We start from the raw sequence: 20,714 nt of genomic DNA, 5'->3' as shown, positions 1-20,714 counted from the left end.
CAGGCAATGCCTGATTCCGGAAACGTGATCCGACTGGAGAATATCTCTCAAGTGTATGTTAGTGAACGAGAAGCATCACTTGTTATCGAGGATTTAAATCTGGAGATCAATCAAGGGGAGTTCGTGAGTCTGGTGGGACCAAGCGGATGCGGCAAAACAACATTACTGTCAATCATCGCTGGACTGCTGAAGCCCACCCGAGGAAAGGTTGAAGTCGAAGGCAAGCTTGTTCAGGGTCCCTCTGCCAATATGGGTTACATGTTGCAGCAAGACTATCTGTTCCCCTGGCGCACCATTCTGGATAATGCACTGATCGGGCTTGAGTTGACAGGGAATCTGGACGTGCAGAGCAGAGAGCGTACCCGTGAACTGCTCGTCAGTATGGGACTTGGGGGGACAGAAGAGCAGTACCCATCGGAATTGTCGGGAGGCATGAGGCAGCGGGTAGCCCTCGTACGAACATTGGCTACAGATCCAGCAATACTGCTGCTTGATGAGCCGTTTTCGGCTTTGGATTATCAAACCAAACTACAACTCGAAGATCTTGTATCAGATACGTTAAAACAGTATGGCAAAACTTCGGTGCTGGTCACACACGATTTGTCTGAAGCCATTGCAGTCAGCGACCGGGTCATCGTACTTGATCGCAACCCCGGACGCATTCGACGTGAATTCGATATTCCTGAACAGATTCGGCTGGCACAGCCTTTCCATGCAAGGGAGCAGGCAGGCTTCAATGAGTTGTTCCAGTCACTTTGGGATGAACTTGTTCAGTCTGGAGGAGGTGAGAAAAATACGTGAGTCAGAAAATTCCAGATCAAGGAAAGCAGGAAGTACGTGAAGTTTGGCTGGAAGAACTCCAACGTGACCATAATCGTAAGATGGTCAGATGGCGGCAGCATATTTTTGCGGTTCAGTTGTCCATGTTAGTTGGTATGTTTTTATTCTGGGAGCTGGCGGGCAGACTGCGGTGGATTGATGTGTTGCTCTTCAGTTATCCTAGCAAAATCTTTGCTCAGATTGGCAAGGATGTCGTCAGCGGCGAAATATGGGCACATGTCGGGGTAACCGTAGGTGAAACGGTTGTCGGGTTTTTATTGGGGACACTTGTCGGAACGTTGCTTGCTGTTCTGATCTGGTGGTCTCCTTTTTTGTCCAAAGTGCTCGATCCTTACATGGTTGTGTTCAACAGCATGCCGAAGGTCGCGCTCGGTCCGATTTTTATCGTCATGTTCGGGGCGGGATTTACAGCCATTGTGATGACAACCCTTTCCATTACGGTAATCATAACAACACTTGTTGTGTACAACAGCTTTAATGAAGTTGATCCCAATTATGTGAAGGTTATTCGCACGTTTGGTGGTGAACGATCTGATATTTTTGCCAAGGTTGTGTTTCCTGCTTCTTTTCCTACAATTGTATCTACGTTAAAAGTCAATGTGGGTATGGCCTGGGTTGGGGTCATCGTCGGTGAATTTCTGGTCGCCAAACAGGGTCTGGGATATTTAATTATCTACGGATTCCAAGTGTTCAACTTCACTCTTGTGTTATCAAGCCTGCTTATCATTGCGGCCGTAGCTACAGCGATGTATCAACTGGTTGTATATGCAGAACGCAAGTTACTATCGTCTGGTCGCAGATCATAGCTCGAAAATGAAAAGTGACTGACAGAGCCGTTTTACAAGTGTTCATCATATGTATACAATTTCACAAGAGGTGTCACGTTGCCCCCAATTGTAAAATCAAGTAGGATATTTGATGGAAGGAAAACCTTCATGCCGGGCAGAAAAACACGCGATGAGCATAGGTCAGTTGCAGGTTTAGACTCTTTCTGTTACCGCAATTGAAAGGGCAGTGTTTCTTCTTCGTGGCATGTTTCTGTGACCGGCATGTTTTTGCATGCCGGTTGATGTCGTCTAGTTTGTAACCGGCGGAGTCATACTAAGGCTGGGGTGTTATAACTGTCTAGGCAGAGGGATATACGCCGGACGAGCACATGAAAATGATGAAAACAGGCGACATACGGGCCGCAAACTTTTGTACAGCTTAGAGGAGATGGAATATTAAATGGGGTTTAGAGTCATTAAAACGGCAATCGCAGCGCTGATGGCTGTACTGATTGCGGACTGGTGCCGTTTGCCAGGACCAACGTCAGCAGGCTTACTCGCGATTCTGGGTGTGGATGTTACACGAAAAAGGAGTATTCGAACGATATCGGCACGTTTTTTTGCATCCGTGGTTGGTCTTTTGTTTGCAAGTGTACTTTTTCACTTTCTCGGCTTCCATTATTGGGTGCTGGCAGTATACATACTAACGGCTTTTCCGGTGATTGTTCGGGTAGGCTTTAAGGAAGGCATTGTGACAGGCTCAGTTGTGGTGTTTCGGGTATTTAGCGGTGGAGAGATGGATGTGCATGTTATTCTTGTACAGATTGCGCTGCTCTTGATCGGCCTTGGTTCAGCGATGGTCGTGAATCTGGCGTATATGCCGGCGGCTGATCCACAGATGTTCCGGATACGCAAACGCATTGATGAATTGTTTTCGAAAATCTTCCGGGAGTTCGCCACAACCTTGCGTAACCCCAATGAAGTATGGGCAGGCAAAGAACTAATTGAAGCGGATAAAGCCGTTCTCGGCGGAATTGAGGCAGCCAAACGATCACTGGAGAACCAGGTCATTCATCCCAATGAAGGCTGGAGCGTATACTTTTATATGCGTAAAACCCAACTGGATTCCATACAGCATATGATGCATCTTGTATCCCAGGTCTATCAGAAAATGCCTCATGCCGAGATGGTAGCGGAGCTGTTTGACCAGCTTAGTCAAGACGTGTTGACCGAATCGTACACGGGACGAACGGAGAAGTTGCTTGCTGATGTGCAGGAAGAATTCAGACAAATGGAGCTGCCGGATACAAGAGAAGAATTCGAGATGCGTTCCGCTATTCTCCAGCTGTGCCGCGAGCTCTCCATGTATCTGAAAATCGCCAAAAAGGACAAAGCGCCTTCTCCAATCTCAGAACGCTCGCAATCTGTAAACGAATCATAGAAAATAGTTGTCACCCTAGACGGATGTCCTGCATACACTTGTAGTGAATGATTGTATGGAGGAGGTTTAAAGATGTCATTGAGTCATAAACATCAATGTAGAGAGATTATCACGAAGGCGATCTGCGGCAAAGGTCGTAAGTTCTCTACCGTAACACATACCGTGACTCCGCCAAATGGTCCGACCAGTATTTTGGGGGCTTGGATTATCAACCACCAGTATGAAGCCGTATCAGCGGGGGACGGAATTGAAGTTATTGGTACTTACGATATCAACATTTGGTATTCCTATGACAAAAACTCACAGACGGATGTAGCCAAAGAAACGGTATCGTATGTAGAACATGTGCCTTTGTCCTATCTGGACCCGAAACACCGGACTTCCACAGTAGAGGTATCTGCGGATGCAACGCAGGAACCAAGCTGTGTGGAAGCCACAGTGTCCGCGGGCGGCGGCAGCGTAATTATCCGGGTTGAGCGGGAATTCGCTGTAGAGCTCGTGGCCGAAACCAAAGTATGTGTGAAGGTGTGCACGGATGGATGCGGTGATTACGAAGACAAGGATTATGACTATGGCAGCGCGGATGGAGACTATGATGATCTCGATCCGGACCTGCTGGATGACGAGTTGTAAACCGCTCATCCGTAAAGCGAAAGTGATCTTCATAACCTAAGGTATCATATGCACGATAAGGTGCGGTGAAGAGGGCGTAAGCCCTCTTTCTTTCATAAAGTACAAAAAATGGGTTGTGACGAGCCTGATCATGTGCCTGAAGTGTTTAACGGGAAGGCTCCGCGGCTGCGGAGTCTTTTTTTTTTGATAAGCAAGAACGTGGCGGAAGGAGGGACGGAATGGACGTCATGGAAGAAGCCGAAAAGGGCGTTCGAGCATATACACGTCTGAGCGCTGGCGAACGCATAACTCGGTTAAAGCAAGCAGGGATCGAAGTGCTGTCCACGAGTGAGCAACGTAAGCGGGAAGCGGGGCTGCGTGTACGGTATGTTGTGCATATCAGCTGTCTTCAGGCCATTCGGATCATACGCAGAGACACTAGCGGAATGGGAGCGAGACAGGAAAGCGAACTGGATCGTGAAGCGGCATCATCTGTTTATAAACGGGTAGAACGGCTTGCGATCAAGACCTTGTATACATTGGGATTAGATCATGGGACTGTCCGTTTGGAAGCTTCGGGTAATGGCGGGTGTGCAGTCATTTCGGTTAATCCCGACCCGTGGAAAGGTGTAACAGATCTTGCCCTGCTTTATAGGCATAGCTGGCAGCAACATCAGACATTATTGAACCAGGAACGGCAGGAGAACCGGGTTCCTGTGCTCGGAATGGACCCGGAATTTCTACTGGTACAAATGCCCGAGTCCAAAATCGTACCTGCCTCTCGTTTTCTCGAACGTACAGGTATCGCAGGCTGTGATTCAGTAACGATCGGTGGCAGACGGGTGTACCCTGTTGCCGAGCTTCGTCCAGCTCCGAGTACAGAGCCGCGTGAGTTGTTGTCGCATCTGTTGCGAGCGTTCGCGGCTGCGTCACGCAGTATCAGTGATTCCTCTTTGATCTGGCAGGCAGGTGGAATGCCGCAACGAGGATTGCCGCTGGGCGGTCATATTCATTTTAGTGGCGTGCAACTAACCGGGGGATTACTGCGTGCACTAGATAATTATTTGGCGCTGCCACTGGCAGTGTTGCAAGATCCACGCGGATCAGGAAGAAGACCAAGGTACGGAACGTTAGGTGATTTTCGCCTGAAATCCTATGGTGGATTTGAATATCGGACACTGCCGAGTTTTCTTGTTTCTCCGGTTGTTGCTAAAGGGGTTGTTGCTCTTGCAGGTCTGATTGCATACGACTACGATCAGTTAAAACAGCGTCCTCTAGCACAGACGGCGGTCCATTCCGCATTTTATGAAGGAAAGCGAGATGCCATGATGGCATACATCCCTTCACTGATGGACGATCTGAGACAGTTGCCTGGATACACTCGATATGAACGATATGCGGCGCCCCTCATGAGGCAATTCAAACGAGGGCATACCTGGGACGAGAGCCGGGATATCCGTAAACTTTGGAATATTCGGGCAGGCTCATGAAGAAGCGGCATTTTTTTGCTATAATGAAATATAGGACTTTTAATACGTTAGGATACGGAAGATATGAAGCAGTATGCCCTTGAAGGAACAGGCGGATAGCCCGAACATAAGGCGGAGGTGCGATCTTGGTGCCTGACCGCCTTATTGCCTTCCAGGGACATTTCTTCCTGACATCATAGGAACGGATGGTGGATCGATATCATGGCACAGTACACGCCAATGATTCAACAATATTTGCAAGTGAAAGCCGAAGCACAAGATGCATTTCTTTTTTTCAGACTAGGTGATTTCTATGAAATGTTCTTTGATGATGCAATCAATGCTGCAAGAGAACTGGAGATCACGTTAACAGCACGCAACGGGGGAACAGATGACAAAATTCCGATGTGCGGCGTGCCCTATCATTCGGCTGAAAATTACATACAGCGTCTGATTGAGAAAGGGTATAAAGTAGCTATCTGCGAGCAGATGGAGGATCCGACCGTAACCAAAGGCATGGTACGCCGCGAGATTGTTCGTGTAGTCACACCCGGAACGGTGATGGAAGGCAAGACGCTGGGAGACAAGTCCAACAACTATATGGTATGTCTAACCGGTAACCAAAACACGCTCGCTCTTGCTGCCTGTGACCTGTCTACAGGTGAACTGTACGTTACATCAGTTCCTTATTCCAAAGAGTGGCTTAAAGACGAAATTGGCATCTATGAGCCGTCTGAGCTTGTGGGAGATGGAGCTTTGCTGGAGCTCGTAGAATCCGAGTCATCTCCGATTGGACGTCCGGTGGTTTATACCGCATGGACTAAAAGCAAGGAAGATCTCGTACGTCAGCAGTTCGGCGAGTCGGTGTGGGCAAGGCTGGAGCCGGAGCGTCAAGCATGTGTAGCACGTCTATTTTCTTATTTAAGTGAAACGCAGAAGCGCTCGCTTGGGCAATTGACACAAATCACTACGTATGAGCCGGATCATTATATGATTCTTGACCCGTTTACACGCCGTAATCTGGAGCTTGTAGAAACGGTGCGAGAACGTTCCAAGAAAGGCTCTCTGCTGTGGTTGCTGGATCGCACGGAGACGTCCATGGGCGCCCGCATGATGCGGCGATGGGTGGACAAACCTCTTTTACAAAAAGGAAAGATCAATGAACGACTGGAAGCAGTGGATACCTTGTATAACCAGTTTATTCTGCGTGAGGATCTGCGAGCTGAGCTGAAAGACATCTATGACCTGGAACGTCTGGTGGGACGAATTGCTTTTGGGAATGCGAATGGTCGTGACCTGAATGCACTCAAATCGTCACTGGACAAAATTCCGAGTCTGCGCCACCACTGCGCGGCATCTTCGTCTGCAACACTCCAGCATATCGCTGAAATGATGGATGATTGCGCTGATTTGCGTGACGAGATTGGACAGGCTATCGTGGACGAACCACCAGTGTCGGTTAAAGATGGGGGCTTGATCCGCGAAGGATATCATGCAAGGCTGGATGAGCTTCGGGAAGCTTCGGTAAATGGTAAACAGTGGATTGCCGAGCTGGAGGCCAGAGAACGTGAAGCTACGGGCATTCGCTCGCTAAAAATCGGGTACAACAAAGTGTTCGGTTATTATATTGAAATTACCAAATCGAATCTGGCTTCACTTCCCGAAGGACGGTATGAGCGCAAACAAACCCTTGCGAACGCTGAACGATATATTACACCTGAACTGAAAGAGAAGGAGACACTTATCCTTGAAGCCCAGGATAAAATGGTCGATATTGAGTACAGCCTATTTGCAGAGCTACGTGATCGTTTGAACCAGGAGATTGCTCGGTTGCAGAAGCTTGCTGAGCAGGTTGCTGAGATTGATGTATATCAATCGTTTGCAGTTATTAGTGCAGAGCGTAATTTTGTGCGTCCTGTGCTGACGGATGGATATAATCTGGTCGTCGAGCAAGGACGGCATCCAGTCGTGGAGGCCGTCATGCGTGATGGGGCTTTTATTGCCAACCATACTGCGATGACTGAGGAAGAGGCGCGTATTCTTCTGATTACCGGACCAAATATGGCTGGTAAAAGTACGTACATGAGACAAGTGGCACTCATCTCGATTCTGGCGCAGATTGGTTGTTTTGTACCTGCGGGTCAAGCGGAAGTTCCGATCATGGATCGTATCTTCACACGAATCGGTGCTGCTGATGATCTGATCGGCGGACAGAGTACATTTATGGTAGAGATGGCGGATATCCAGGTCATGACCGAAAAAGCAACTCCGCGCAGTCTGATCATCATTGATGAATTGGGCCGCGGAACATCGACCAGTGAAGGGATGGCGATTGCCCAATCCGTCATTGAATATGTACATGATGTCATCGGTTGTAAAGCGCTCGTATCTACACATTTCCATGAGTTAGCTCATCTGGAGGAAAGCCTGGACAAGCTAGCAAACTACTCGATGGCTGTTCAGGAGAGCGGAGACAAAGTGAACTTCCTTCGCAAGTTGATTGCGGGGGCGGCAAGCAGCAGTTATGGCATCTATTGTGCACGGCTTGCGGGTCTGCCTGACAGCATCATTGAGCGTGCCAATGGACTGCTGCATGGCTTCGAACAAGCGGCATCACAGGTGGCGGTTGGCAGTGAGTTTACGAGTGAGAACAAACCACCAACGAGACAGCAGTCAGAGGATCAGCATCAGTCGGAGCCTCAGGCGGCAAGTCGTTTGGAATCATCTGTTACTAGGGAAAATCCTCTTATTCTTGAGCGAAACACAAGCGAATTTGTTGCAGTAACAGAAACGGCGACAGGAGTAGAACATGTGTCATCTCAAGGGAAGACGACAGAGTTCGTTAATGGTAGCAGTGCCAAGCCCAGTACGGGGAATCGGTCCAGTCAGGGACAGCAGGAGGTTGTGCAACTGTCCATCTTCGACGACGAGAAGCCAGCAACTGTGCAACCTACAAAAACAGTTATGGTGGAAGATAAACCTGCACGTGAACTGATTCGTCATATGAGAGATATTGATGTGATGAATATGACACCTTTGCAGGCGATGCAAATTTTGAATGAACTTAAATTAAAGGCACAGCAATTATCCTGATTAACCGGGAGGAGGAGAACCTGTGGCGAAAATTCATGTGCTTGATGAACATATTGCCAACCAGATTGCGGCGGGTGAGGTGGTTGAACGCCCTGCATCAGTCGTAAAGGAACTGCTGGAGAATGCAGTGGATGCGGGGGCCTCAAAGATTGAAGTGGCGGTGGAGGAAGGTGGTCTGCTTCGCATCCGGGTAAAGGATAACGGCTCAGGCATAGAGCCGGATGATCTGGAGACGGCTTTCTACCGCCATGCGACTAGTAAAATAACCCACGGACGTGATCTGTTTCAGATCACAAGTCTCGGGTTCCGTGGGGAGGCGTTGCCAAGTATTGCAGCCGTCTCCAAAGTGGAGGTGCTGACCGCTAGTGGAGACGACGGGCGAGGACGACGAATCGTGATTGAAGGCGGTAGGCTCTGTGCGCACGAGGACGCTACATCACCACAGGGGACAGAGTTTGTGGTGAAGGAGTTGTTTTACAATACGCCTGCACGATTAAAGTATATGAAAACGATTCAAACGGAGCTGGGACACATCTCAGATGTGTTATATCGGATGGCGATGTCGCATCCCCATATTTCGTTCACTCTTCGTCACAATGAAAACACGTTGCTACAAACGCTGGGTAATGGTGATCTGTTACAAGTCGTTGCGGCAATCTATGGTACAAGTGCGGCCAAAGCGATGCTTCCCATTCAGGGCGAAAATCTGGATTACAAAATCAGTGGTCTGATTAGTTTACCGGAATGGACACGTGCCAACCGTGCGGGGATGTCAACGATTGTGAATGGACGATATATTCGCAATTATGGGTTAAATCAGGCAATTCTGAAAGCCTATCATACGTTGTTGCCTATTAATCGTTTTCCGCTCGTGGTGTTGCAGTTGGAAATGCACCCTTCACTCGTAGATGTGAACGTTCACCCGGCGAAGCTCGAGGTTCGTTTTAGCAAAGAGGCGGAGCTTTACGAGTTTGTGGAAACCACGCTGCGTGGGATTTTAAGGCAAGAGGTATTGATTCCACAAGTACGGAAACAGCAGATTAGACGTGGAGATGACAGTTCATTTATACAGGAACAATTTCTGTTCCCTCGTGGACCTGTGAAAGAGCAGGATGTAAGTGAAGGATATGGTCAACACGGCCCGCTTGGTAAAGAACTGAAAGATAGTAGAGACGGTAAAGATGTGAAGGACACCCAAGAAACGCATTCTTCCAAAACGCTGCCTTCATCTTCTGTGCGATCATCTCTCTCGCCATCTACGATTGTAGAAGAGGATCATTCCGATCTGGATGCACCAGCGGAGATTGAAACAGGAACAGGAGTACGTACAGAAGCAGGTGCAGGTAATGGGTCAGAAGCATTACAGCAGAATTCTTCCGCTTTATCGCAAGTGGCTCCTTTGCCTGATGCACCACCAGAATCTACTCCAGCGTATGGATCGCTTGATCTGTTGAATGGAGCTCATTTTGATCAAAAGAATGATCATTTGCAGGAGATCATGGGTGAGGATCGAGGTGTGGGCTCTCCCGTACCTTCGGATACCTGTAAAACTGAAAATCAACGTGAGAATCCAGGCCAACATTCTCGGAACAATGCGGGTGAAAGTGCTGGCGAAGTAGCTGCCACGAGCACAACTGGAACCCGAGCGGCTAACGAGAGTCAAACCGAAGCGTATCATGCACCATCCTACAGCGCTCCAGTAAGGGAAAGCCGTACGCCGTACATTTCGGCAGGTCAAAAAGGAGAACGCAGCTGGAAAAAAACATCGATACCTGATCCAGCCAAACTGTCGGCTGCAATGCACGCAGATCCTTCTATGCCTGCGTTCCCTGAACTTAGTCTGATTGGTCAGCATCACGGAACGTACTTGATTGCACAAAACGATGAAGGGTTATATCTGATCGACCAGCATGCGGCGCATGAACGGGTCAATTACGAGTACTATTACGAGAAGTTTGGCAATCCGGCTCAGGCCTCACAGGAATTGTTGTTGCCAATTACCCTTGAATTCACACCTTCGGAGACCGAAAAGCTAAAAGCAAGGCTCGCCTGGTTTGAACAAGCGGGGGTATATCTGGAGCATTTTGGTGGACAAACTTTTCGTGTACGTTCTCATCCCTACTGGTTCCCCAAAGGGGACGAAAAAGACATTATCGAGGAAATGTCGGAATGGGTTCTCAGTGAGCGAAGCATTGATGTGGCTAAGATGCGTGAAGCCGCTTCGATTATGTGTTCCTGCAAAGCTTCCATCAAAGCGAATCAAAAGCTTACCGAACGGGAAGCGGAAGTGTTGATTCAGCGTCTGGGCTCATGCCGGCAACCATACACGTGTCCGCACGGGCGGCCGATTGTGATTTCTTTTTCAACATATGATCTGGAAAAATTATTTAAACGAGTGATGTAGTTTTATAGGGGGATATTATGTATATAACGACGGGTGACAAGGAGGCGCCTTCTCTGGTAGAGCGTGCGCGCCAATTGGCCGCTACGACTGGAGGCACCTATGTAGCACGCAACAGAACATCTCTGCCCAAATTACTTGAGCAATACGGGGTTCAGGAGATTCTGGTGGTGCTGAAAGGGAGGGCACGCTTGTTCCGGAAAGGTGCATCCGAGCTTGAATTTCACCCTAGTATGGGATTCGTACGTGCCAAACGTGTGTTACGGGGAGAACCTGATCCGATGCTGGAAGCAGGTGCTGTACGCAAAGGAGATACGGTTGTGGATTGTACCGCGGGGCTCGGCTCGGATTCACTCGTTTTTGCGGTGGCGACAGGTGTTCAAGGGAGCGTGATTGCCTGTGAAAGTTCTGAGCCGCTCTATACACTTTTACTTGATGGCATGTCTCATTATGAAAGCAATGAGCCTTCCATAGACGAGGCGTTTCGGCGCATTGAACTCCGAAATCACGATCATCTGGAATTGCTTCGTTCATTGCCTGACCATAGCTGTGATACGGTTTATTTTGATCCGATGTTTCGTGAACCGATGATGGATTCGAGTGCAATCAAGCCTTTACGGAACTATGCGAATGCTCATGCATTAGCGGAAGAGAGCATTATAGAGGCGAAGAGAGTCGCCCGCAAGCGAGTGGTCATGAAAGAAAAACGCGGTAGCACAGAGTTTGACCGACTTGGATTCCAGGTGCTGGATCGGGCGAATGCAAAAACCTTGTACGGAGTGATTAATGTTGAGAGCGGAAGTTAAAACAAAACCGAAGCTGCTGGTGTTGGTTGGGCCCACAGCTGTAGGCAAAACAAGATTGAGCATTGAACTGGCACAGGCTTTTAACTGTGAAGTCATTTCGGGAGATTCCATGCAGGTTTATCGTGAGATGGATATCGGAACGGCGAAAATAACGACGGAAGAAATGAAGGGCATTCCTCACCATCTGATTGACATTCATGAGCCGGAATATCCTTATTCCGTAGCTGAGTTTCAGGAAAGTTGCACACGATTGATTCCTGAAATCCATGAACGGGGTAAACTACCTTTTATTGTTGGCGGCACGGGTTTGTACGTGGAATCGGTCTGTTATGGCTTTCAATTTTCAGACAGTGGTTCAGATGAAGCATTCAGGGAAGAGCAGTTCAGTTATGCTCAGCAACATGGGGCACAGGCTCTTCATGACCGGCTCAGGGAGGTTGATCCAGCCAGTGCGGATCGTCTTCATCCGAATGACCAACGGAGAATTGTACGCGCGCTTGAAATCTTCCATCTTACAGGAGAGAAATGGTCGGAGCAGCTCGCTGTTCAGAAAAAAGAGTCTCCGTACGATCTGCTCATTATCGGTTTGACGATGGATCGCCAGAAGTTATATGCAAGAGTCGAAGAGCGAATCGACCTGATGATCAAACAAGGATTGGTTGACGAGGTAAAAGCCTTGCTGGAACGCGGAGTTGCGCGAGGTCATATTTCCATGCAGGGCTTGGGTTACAAGGAAATTGCCGCGTATCTGCAAGGCGAAGTTAGCTGGGAAGCTGCAGTGGAGTGGCTTAAGAGGGATACACGTCGCTTTGCTAAACGTCAGTTGTCCTGGTTCCGTCATATGAAAGATATTCAGTGGGTGGACATGACGGACACCGAAAATTTTGAAGGCCATTATAAGCAAGTAAGTGAATTGATTACACGTACATTGAATTAATTTTGATAGACGAAACCTCTACTTTTCAATGAAAAGCTGGAGGTTTTTTATTTTTGATTAAGTTTGCTACCCGATATGAAAAAAAGGGTTCTCTCAATATGATTCAAATCGCTGATTTCAGGATAAAATTTAAGTGATCATTCTTCGGGAATTTGAGTTTTTTCGAACGAAATTAAGAGGAGTTGGTCTGTTATTCAGGCTGTAGCATAACGTTCTCATAGAGTAAATGGTCGTTCCTCGCTGGAACCATTTACTAGTTATGTAATGTTAATTGACATGGTATAAAGCGAAAAAAATGTTAAGTGGAGCCTTGTTATACGGTTATTACGTGAAATTTGTTCCTCTTTTGCAAATCTGTAAGGCAGTGTATAATGGATAAGTCTGCTAATTCTAAATTCTCTACTCATGGGGATGCGAAAAAGGGGACAAGGGGTTTTTGTGGATTATATGAAACTGTTCATGATATAATAGCACGAAAGCTACTCAGCGATATTGAATCATACTTACATTACGAATTCAAATGAACCAATGGGGGTACGGCTAATGAACAAGTCCATCAACATCCAAGATACGTTCTTGAACCAACTGCGGAAAGAAAATATTCCGGCTACGGTCTATCTGACCAATGGCTTCCAAATCCGCGGGACGATCAAGGCATTTGACAATTTTACGATCGTCATTGACAGCGACGGACGCCAGCAAATGGTCTACAAGCATGCCATCTCCACGTTCACGCCGCAACGCAGCGTATCGCTGATGCAGCAAGATAACGGCGGCGAAGCTTAAAAAAATCCGAAACCTTTTCACACACCATTTCGTCTACAAGTATAGGTATTGAAACAGAACAACCTAATAAGGGTTGTTCTTTTCATTCCGGGCAAAATAGGTTTAATCTAAGTTTGTGCTCGCCAGAGAAATAGAAAACATGCAACTGAAAGGGAGTCAGAAGGTAACATGCCAAACGATCCGTTATCGAGGTCTAATAATCGCAACACCAATAATAAGTCAAACTCAAAAGCGAAACCTAAGACCTCTAAAAAGAAAAAAATTACGGGGAAACGCGTTGGATGGACTTTGTTTTTCACCATGGCAGTCGCCATATTCTGTGCGCTAGGCGGATATTTGTTTATTTTAATTAGTGGTGAACGTCTGCTTACAGCCAACATGGATAAAACAACAATCAATGAAACGTCAAAAGTATATGATCGCAACAATAATATTATGGGCGAGCTGTCAATCAAAAAGCTGGAACCTGTGGAATCTGATGAAATTCCTAAACTGGTCAAGGAAGCCTTTGTGGCCACAGAGGATAAACGCTTTTATGATCATCAAGGTGTAGATATCTGGTCCATTGGCCGTGCGGCGGTAAAAGATGTCATGGCACGCTCCATGGTAGAGGGCGGCAGTACGCTGACCCAGCAGCTGGCCAAAAATATGTTCCTGTCGCGTGACAAAACGTTCTTCCGTAAAGCAACCGAAGTGTCGATTGCGATGGCGCTGGAACGTAAGTTTTCCAAAGACGAAATTTTGACGATGTACCTGAACCGGATTTTCTTTGGTCATCAGCGTTACGGAATCAAGGCAGCATCGGAGTTTTATTTTGGGGTCACTAATTTAAATGATTTAAAATTATGGCAGATTGCGACTTTGGCAGCTATGCCAAAAGGACCGTCGGCTTACAATCCAGTCAGCAATCCGAATGATTCCAAGGCACGCCGTGGTGTTGTTCTTCAACTCATGTATGAGCAGGGCTATATCACGAAAGCAGAGATGGATGAAGCGAAAGAAATTAACTACAACTATAAACGTCCAGAGAAAGACAGAAAATATCAAGCCTTTATTGACTACGTTTTACGTGAAGCTGAACAAGTAACGGGTATGACGGAAGATGATCTCAATATCGGCGGTTTCAAAATCTATACAACGATGGATGCACAGGCTCAAACCGCAATGGAGAATGCCTTCTCGGATGACAGTTTGTTTGAAGCCAGCAAGGATGATCAACAGGTTCAAGGTTCAATGGTCATTATGAATCACGAAAATGGCGGCCTTGTTGCCTTATTAGGCGGACGTGATTACCAAACGAAAGGTTACAGTCGTGTAACGCAAAGCCGAAGACAGCCAGGCTCAGCCTTTAAACCGATTGTATCCTATGCTCCGGCGCTAGAGACAGGACAGTACAGTGCGAACTCACAGCTCAGTAATCAGAAGCAGTGTTTCGGAAACTATTGTCCCGGAAACCTTCATGGATATTCTTCCACGATCAGTATGACGGATGCGATTACGAAGTCGGAAAATATCCCTGCTGTTTGGTTGCTGGATAAGATCGGGGTAAATACCGGAGTTAATTTTGCAAAAAGTGTTGGCATTCAGTTGACCGATCAGGATAAAAACCTGGCGATTGCTTTGGGTGGTCTTAGTAAAGGTACGAATACACTGGAGATGGCTCAAGCTTACAGTTCGTTTGCTAACCTTGGGGAGTATCAACAAGCTTACTCCATTAAAGAAATTAAGGATAGTTCAGGCAAAACAACCTATAAACATGATAAATCAGATACCAAACGTGTGATGAGTGAACAGAACGCATACCAGCTTACACAGATGCTGCAAAACGTAGTAAATGACGGTACTGGACGCTCCGCTCGTCTGGATCGGCCAGTAGCCGGTAAAACGGGAACGGTGCAAAGCGGTATCGCTGGCAACAGTTCGAACCGTGACGTATGGTTTGTTGGCTACACCCCTGAGTGGACTGGTGCTGTCTGGATGGGGTATGACAATCCGGATGCAAAACATATGCTAAAGAACAGCAGTAAGCTGTCTGCAGCGTTTTTTGCCAAAGTCATGGGAGATGCATTAAAAGGTGTACCTGTGAAGGAATTCAAAACGCCAGCCGGCGGTCAGGCACCTCCTCCAGTGGAGGAACCACAGCAACCGACATTATCAGTAAGCGGATTAAATGGTTCCTATGATCCATCCACGCAGACTGTTTCCCTTAGCTGGACTGGAACGGGCGACGCGAATACGCAGTATCGTGTTTATCGGAAGGAGACTTCGGAAGCGCAATTTACTCATCTGATCGACGCTGTTGGCTCAACAAGTGCGCAGGATTTAAGTGCGCTACCTGGACTAACCTATGAGTATTATGTAACGGCTTATGATACGGCTTCCGCACAGGAAACCAGCCCATCCAATACCATTTCGCTTATGATCGAAGCTCAAGAGATTGATCCGCAGCAACCAGATCCGGGTACAGATCCTGGTACAGGTACTGATCCTGAAATACCAGACACGGATAATCCGGACAATGGCGGGGTCGATAATGGCAACCCGAATGGTAACAATGGTAATGGAAGCGAGAATGGCAATAATGGTAATGGGAATAACGGAAACAACGGAAACAACGGAAATGGAAATGGCAACAACGGCAACAATGGTAACAATGGTGGATCAGGTCCTGGCAATGGTCAACCGGACGGTGGCGGGACTCCGCCAGGTCAAGGAACCACCGATCCTGGAAGTGATGGCTCAAGTGATGGTGGAGTAAGTACACCGGGTCAAGTCGTTACACCAGATAGTGGAACCAGTGGAGACGGTGGAGGGACAGAAGCTCCTTCTACGCCTCAATCCGGTTCTGGAGGATAAGAATCGGGTTTCATGATAAGATATATGTTTGCTCAAAACTGCTTCCCGGTTCGCCGGTGAAGCAGTTTTTATTATTTTGTATATATAAAAGAAAGAGTGTACTTCAATATCCAAGATCATGTGATCCGTTGGTAGTGACATAACAAGCTTAGTTTTGAGTGTAACCTTTAAATATGGTAAGCTGTAGCTATTCGTAATACGTTGTATAGAGCAGATTTTTAGTACTTGTTATCTAGCAGACGTATAAATGTTCACCAATCTAAAATGCGGATCGTAGATCTGCAGTCGGCAAAGAGGGGTTCGTATGAAACGGAAATTCGGGGATCGCGCAAACTGGCGCCGGATTACGAACCGACAATTTACATGCCGGTTCGTTCAGTCCAAAATTTTTACAGGTTACATTACGTTGTATACCATACAGGATTTGAAAGAACCCTTGTGGAAGACGTATGGAGGTACAACCTTTTGTATCGCTGATAAGGGATATTCCTGGCTTCAGTATTATCCGAAAGGAGAACACTTTGTGGTTACAGCGATGTTTGATGATCAGCAGCGGATTATAGAATGGTACATCGACACTTGCCGTAGTCAGGGAATTACCGATCAGGGCGTTCCGTGGTTTGATGATCTCTACTTGGACGTAGTTGTGCTTAAGGACGGAGAGATCTTTTTGCTGGATGAGGATGAGCTTGAGGATGCCTTGTCTCGCAAACATATTACAACCGGAGATTATGATCTTGCGAACAAAACGGCGAAGGAACTGCTCCATGCCATTGATGCTCATGTGTTCCCATACTTTCAGTTATCACTGAAACATAGACAGACGTTGTTTGAGAATGGTGAGTTTCGCAAAAACATCCAGGTCTAAAACGAATTTTTCTGGCCAGAACTTTTCTTGTACATCCTTCTAATATCTGGGCACCTGATAGAATACATTAATAATCAGGAGAGATCAGCCCGATAAAATAGAGGTGATGGCGAATGAACGGACGGGTCATGGCTGCAGGAGGGCAACCGGGAGGCAGACCATCCAGACAAATTAATGTGGTATTACGTAACCAGGAACCTCAAATACTCGCTAAAGATGAAGCACTCTCGGTACAAGCGGCCAAAAGTATAACAAAGCATGCGCATTTTCAGGAGATTCAGGGTGAACTGGAGCAACTGGTGGGACTCGAAAATATCAAAGATTTGGTGTTTGAAATTTATGCATTTCTTCAGATTGCGCAGATGCGCTCCGAGGCGGGTCTGCTAAGTGGTGCACACGTGTATCATATGATCTTTAAAGGCAACCCCGGAACGGGCAAAACAACGGTAGCCAGAATCGTAGCCAAAATGTTTCAGAAGATGGGCGTGCTCAATAAGGGGCATCTCATCGAAGTAGAACGCGCTGACCTTGTTGGCGAATACATTGGTCATACGGCACAGAAGACCAGAGAATTAGTTAAGAAGGCCCTAGGTGGCATTTTGTTTATCGATGAGGCGTACAGTCTAGCTCGCGGCGGGGAGAAGGATTTTGGCAAGGAAGCCATCGATACACTTGTAAAATCCATGGAGGATCATAAAAACCAGTTTATTCTGATCTTGGCCGGGTACTCGGAAGAAATTGATTTTTTTCTACAAACGAATCCGGGGTTACCTTCGCGCTTTCCGATTCAGGTTGAATTTCCAGACTATACGATCGATCAGTTGATTCAAATCTCTGAGATTATGGCCAAAGAGCGTGATTATATTTTGATGCCGCAGACCATACTCAAGTTAAAGCAGCATCTTTTACAAGAAAAAAATGATTCCTTGCACGCATTCAGTAACGCCAGGTATGTAAGGAACGCGATTGAGAGATCGATCCGGCATCAGGCTGTTCGTTTATTGGAGCAGTACTCGGAGGGAAGTCCGGGTAAGCTGGAGCTGATGACTATTCGTACAGAGGATTTGAAGTTTGAACGAAAGTAAGCGATAATAACCTTTTAACAGAGCCGGCCGGGCTAACCGGTTCGGCTTTAACCATGCCACGGGGATTTCGTGGTTTAATGTATTTATACGGAGTAGGGGAGTGGTATATATATGACAATTGGTACGCACGATACAGATACAACCAAAAAAGACCGAGCAATATTGGTCAGTCTGGTTACCGATGAGGTAAAGCGTTCAGGCATTAATCATGAGTATTCGTTACAGGAACTTGTGAAGCTGGCTGAAACCGCAGGCGTTGAAGTTCTCAGTGTATTAACCCAGAACCGGGAAACAAGGGATACGAAATGGTTTATTGGCAAAGGTAAAGTGGAGGAACTTCGTTTGGTTGCGGACGAGCTGGGAGCAACAACGGCTATTTTTGATCAGGAATTGTCTGGTGCTCAGGTTCGAAATCTGGAAGAGACTTTGGATCTGAAAATCATTGACCGTACACAGCTGATTCTGGATATCTTTGCGCAGCGTGCGAGTACACGAGAAGGCATTATTCAGGTAGAGCTTGCGCAGCACAGCTACTTGCTACCGCGTTTGTCGGGGCATGGTAAAAACCTGTCACGACTTGGTGGCGGGATCGGGACGAGAGGCCCAGGTGAGAGCAAGCTGGAGACAGATCGTCGTCATATCCGGGGACGGATTGATGATCTAAAGCGTCATCTCGAAGAAGTCACACGTCATCGTAAACTGCACAGAGAACGTCGTAAAAAAACAGGGATTATTCAAGTCGCTTTAGTAGGTTACACGAACGCAGGTAAATCAACATTGTTGAAGCAGTTAACCGCTGCAGATGTATATATTCAGGATCAGCTTTTTGCTACACTCGATCCAACATCACGTACGATGGAGCTACCGAGTGGGAAAGAAATTGTACTGACGGACACGGTAGGTTTTATTCAGAATCTACCTCACGATCTGGTTGCGGCTTTCCGCGCAACACTGGAAGAAGTGAATGAGGCTGATTTGATTTTGCATGTTGTAGACGCTTCATCCGAAATGCGTGACGATCAGATGAGCACAGTTAATGCCATTTTGCAACAACTTGGTGCAGGGGACAAACCTCAGCTTGTGCTGTATAACAAAAAAGATGCCTGCACGCCGGAACAACTACAGATGCTTCCTTTGGATAAAAAACATATTAAAATAAGTGCACTTGATGAATCAGACTTGATCAAGGTTCGTGAATTGATTCAGGCTGAACTGACAGGCGATACGAAGCGTTTCCGTATCCCGGCAGAACGTGGGGATCTGACATCTGTACTCTATAAAATCGGTGACGTTGTCGGGGCCGAATACGATGAGAATGATGTCATTTACCAAGTTGAACTGCAAAAAGGTGAATATGAGAAGTATAGCTACTTACTCGAAGATTTCATCGAACTGTAACATTCATGACATATTAATGTGATAAGTTGACACGAGAATTGATTGAATGCGTCAGTTTCGTGCTATAAAAGGGGAATGAAGCAAGATGGCAAGGTTTGATTCAAATATTGTGGAACTTCAACATCAGGTGGAACGACAGATTGAAGGACAACTTCATCAGGTGGATCGTATTGTAGATCACAATCAATGGAAGGTAATTGATGCGTTTCAGCGTAGAAAAGTAAGTGATTTTCATTTTGCAGGCTCCACGGGGTATGCTTATAATGATCGCGGACGTGAGGTGCTCGACGAGGTATATGCGGATGTGTTTGGTGCAGATACTGCACTCGTGCGTCCTCATTTTGCCTCAGGAACACACACGATAAGTACCGCTCTGTTTGGCGTATTGCGTCCAGGAGACGAACTGTTGTACATCACAGGTAAGCCTTATGACACATTACATAAAGTGATTGGCAAGCCTGGTGACGGAACAGGGTCTCTCCGTGATTTTGGGATCGGGTATGCTGAAACCGGACTGACAGACGCAGGGCAAGTGGATTGGGAAGCGGTGGAAAAGTCTATTACGCCAGCAACGAAGGTTATAGGCATTCAGCGTTCTCGTGGCTACGACTGGCGTTCTTCGTTTACAATTGCCGAAATTGCAGATATGGTGGCGCGTGTTAAAACGTTGAAACCAGACGTTATCGTGTTTGTGGATAATTGTTACGGCGAATTTACGGAAGAACGTGAACCTACAGAAGTAGGTGTGGACTTGATGGCAGGTTCGTTGATTAAAAATCCTGGTGGTGGGTTAGCAGAAACCGGAGGATACATATGTGGCAAAGAGAAGTATGTACAACTGGCAGCGTATCGTTTGACTGCACCTGGTATTGGGGGTGAGGTAGGGGCTATGCTGGGGACAACGCGAGGCATCTACCAAGGACTTTACATGGCTCCAACCATCGTGGGTCAAGCGATCAAAGGAAGTATTTTTGCAGCGGCGATGTTTGCTGCATCCGGATTTGTGACCAAGCCTGCGTGGGATGAGCCGCGTACTGACCTGATCCAGGCGGTGCAATTCAGCTCTGCTGAGCATTTAATTGCTTTTGTACAAGGCATTCAGCAGGCAGCTGCTGTGGATAGCCATGTTGTTCCTGAGCCTTGGGATATGCCTGGATATGAGCATCCTGTCATTATGGCGGCAGGTACGTTTATTCAAGGAGGAAGCTTGGAATTATCCGCCGATGCGCCGATTCGAGAGCCTTTTATCGGTTATATGCAGGGGGGGTTAACTTACTCTCATGTTAAATATGGCGTTTTGATGGCATTACAAGCAATGAAAGATCGTAAATTATTGTGAGTTTATCTAACACGTC

At 47.0% G+C, this 20,714-nt stretch carries 15 protein-coding genes; all 15 read left to right on the top strand.

Annotated elements, in window-relative coordinates; genetic code table 11:
- The first annotated feature begins 6 nt into the window (after positions 1 to 6).
- The 15 genes from EC604_RS19570 to EC604_RS19500 all read left to right on the top strand — a co-directional run bounded on the left by EC604_RS19570 (position 7) and on the right by EC604_RS19500 (position 20,698).
- Entirely contained in the window at positions 7 to 801 is a 795-nt protein-coding gene (locus EC604_RS19570) for an ABC transporter ATP-binding protein (RefSeq protein ID WP_123065765.1), read from the top strand.
- 80 nt (positions 802 to 881) lie between these two features.
- Entirely contained in the window at positions 882 to 1,646 is a 765-nt protein-coding gene (locus EC604_RS19565) for an ABC transporter permease (RefSeq protein WP_123065825.1), read from the top strand.
- A 421-nt stretch (positions 1,647 to 2,067) separates the two neighbouring features.
- Positions 2,068 to 3,048, top strand: coding sequence for an aromatic acid exporter family protein (locus EC604_RS19560; protein ID WP_123065764.1), 981 nt, complete (start codon positions 2,068 to 2,070; stop codon positions 3,046 to 3,048).
- 72 nt (positions 3,049 to 3,120) lie between these two features.
- Positions 3,121 to 3,681: an outer spore coat protein CotE gene (locus EC604_RS19555; RefSeq protein WP_123065763.1), complete on the top strand. Its 561-nt coding sequence runs from the start codon at positions 3,121 to 3,123 to the stop codon at positions 3,679 to 3,681.
- Positions 3,682 to 3,899: 218 nt separating this feature from the next.
- Positions 3,900 to 5,150 carry a putative amidoligase domain-containing protein gene (locus EC604_RS19550; RefSeq protein ID WP_240037035.1) on the top strand — a complete coding sequence of 417 codons (1,251 nt, stop codon included), beginning with the start codon at positions 3,900 to 3,902 and terminating at the stop codon, positions 5,148 to 5,150.
- Positions 5,151 to 5,351: 201 nt separating this feature from the next.
- Positions 5,352 to 8,222, top strand: a complete 2,871-nt coding sequence (gene mutS / locus EC604_RS19545) for a DNA mismatch repair protein MutS (protein WP_123065762.1) — start codon at positions 5,352 to 5,354, stop codon at positions 8,220 to 8,222.
- Between the two features lie 22 nt (positions 8,223 to 8,244).
- Positions 8,245 to 10,626, top strand: a complete 2,382-nt coding sequence (gene mutL / locus EC604_RS19540) for a DNA mismatch repair endonuclease MutL (RefSeq protein ID WP_123065761.1) — start codon at positions 8,245 to 8,247, stop codon at positions 10,624 to 10,626.
- Between the two features lie 17 nt (positions 10,627 to 10,643).
- A complete protein-coding gene (locus tag EC604_RS19535; RefSeq protein ID WP_123065760.1) occupies positions 10,644 to 11,429 on the top strand; it encodes a class I SAM-dependent methyltransferase in 786 nt (261 codons plus the stop codon).
- Entirely contained in the window at positions 11,410 to 12,366 is a 957-nt protein-coding gene (gene miaA, locus EC604_RS19530; RefSeq protein ID WP_123065759.1) for a tRNA (adenosine(37)-N6)-dimethylallyltransferase MiaA, read from the top strand. The genes EC604_RS19535 and miaA overlap by 20 nt, the downstream gene beginning before the upstream one ends.
- Before the next feature lie 543 nt (positions 12,367 to 12,909).
- Positions 12,910 to 13,152 carry an RNA chaperone Hfq gene (gene hfq, locus EC604_RS19525; protein WP_090916826.1) on the top strand — a complete coding sequence of 81 codons (243 nt, stop codon included), beginning with the start codon at positions 12,910 to 12,912 and terminating at the stop codon, positions 13,150 to 13,152.
- A 168-nt stretch (positions 13,153 to 13,320) separates the two neighbouring features.
- Entirely contained in the window at positions 13,321 to 16,008 is a 2,688-nt protein-coding gene (locus tag EC604_RS19520; RefSeq protein WP_123065758.1) for a transglycosylase domain-containing protein, read from the top strand.
- Positions 16,009 to 16,312: 304 nt separating this feature from the next.
- Complete coding sequence (locus EC604_RS19515; RefSeq protein WP_111273673.1) at positions 16,313 to 16,876, top strand: DUF402 domain-containing protein; 564 nt, start codon at positions 16,313 to 16,315, stop codon at positions 16,874 to 16,876.
- Positions 16,877 to 16,989: 113 nt separating this feature from the next.
- On the top strand, positions 16,990 to 17,961 hold the full coding sequence (locus EC604_RS19510; RefSeq protein WP_123065757.1) for an AAA family ATPase: 972 nt from the start codon (positions 16,990 to 16,992) through the stop codon (positions 17,959 to 17,961).
- 111 nt (positions 17,962 to 18,072) lie between these two features.
- On the top strand, positions 18,073 to 19,359 hold the full coding sequence (gene hflX / locus EC604_RS19505) for a GTPase HflX (RefSeq protein WP_123065756.1): 1,287 nt from the start codon (positions 18,073 to 18,075) through the stop codon (positions 19,357 to 19,359).
- A gap of 85 nt (positions 19,360 to 19,444) precedes the next feature.
- Positions 19,445 to 20,698: an aminotransferase class I/II-fold pyridoxal phosphate-dependent enzyme gene (locus EC604_RS19500; protein ID WP_123065755.1), complete on the top strand. Its 1,254-nt coding sequence runs from the start codon at positions 19,445 to 19,447 to the stop codon at positions 20,696 to 20,698.
- The last annotated feature ends 16 nt before the right edge of the window (positions 20,699 to 20,714 follow it).

The sequence above is a fragment of the Paenibacillus amylolyticus genome (assembly GCF_003719335.1).
GTDB lineage: Bacteria > Bacillota > Bacilli > Paenibacillales > Paenibacillaceae > Paenibacillus > Paenibacillus amylolyticus_D.
Note: the sequence above shows the minus strand (reverse complement) of the source record. Positions and strands in the feature narration are given on the sequence as shown.

Coding starts and splice junctions, on each gene's coding strand:
- EC604_RS19570 (WP_123065765.1), top strand. CDS start 7: ATGCCTGATTCCGGAAACGTGATCCGACTGGAGAATATCTCTCAAGTG.
- EC604_RS19565 (WP_123065825.1), top strand. CDS start 882: ATGGTCAGATGGCGGCAGCATATTTTTGCGGTTCAGTTGTCCATGTTA.
- EC604_RS19560 (WP_123065764.1), top strand. CDS start 2,068: ATGGGGTTTAGAGTCATTAAAACGGCAATCGCAGCGCTGATGGCTGTA.
- EC604_RS19555 (WP_123065763.1), top strand. CDS start 3,121: ATGTCATTGAGTCATAAACATCAATGTAGAGAGATTATCACGAAGGCG.
- EC604_RS19550 (WP_240037035.1), top strand. CDS start 3,900: ATGGACGTCATGGAAGAAGCCGAAAAGGGCGTTCGAGCATATACACGT.
- mutS (WP_123065762.1), top strand. CDS start 5,352: ATGGCACAGTACACGCCAATGATTCAACAATATTTGCAAGTGAAAGCC.
- EC604_RS19535 (WP_123065760.1), top strand. CDS start 10,644: ATGTATATAACGACGGGTGACAAGGAGGCGCCTTCTCTGGTAGAGCGT.
- miaA (WP_123065759.1), top strand. CDS start 11,410: ATGTTGAGAGCGGAAGTTAAAACAAAACCGAAGCTGCTGGTGTTGGTT.
- hfq (WP_090916826.1), top strand. CDS start 12,910: ATGAACAAGTCCATCAACATCCAAGATACGTTCTTGAACCAACTGCGG.
- EC604_RS19520 (WP_123065758.1), top strand. CDS start 13,321: ATGCCAAACGATCCGTTATCGAGGTCTAATAATCGCAACACCAATAAT.
- EC604_RS19515 (WP_111273673.1), top strand. CDS start 16,313: ATGAAACGGAAATTCGGGGATCGCGCAAACTGGCGCCGGATTACGAAC.
- EC604_RS19510 (WP_123065757.1), top strand. CDS start 16,990: ATGAACGGACGGGTCATGGCTGCAGGAGGGCAACCGGGAGGCAGACCA.
- hflX (WP_123065756.1), top strand. CDS start 18,073: ATGACAATTGGTACGCACGATACAGATACAACCAAAAAAGACCGAGCA.
- EC604_RS19500 (WP_123065755.1), top strand. CDS start 19,445: ATGGCAAGGTTTGATTCAAATATTGTGGAACTTCAACATCAGGTGGAA.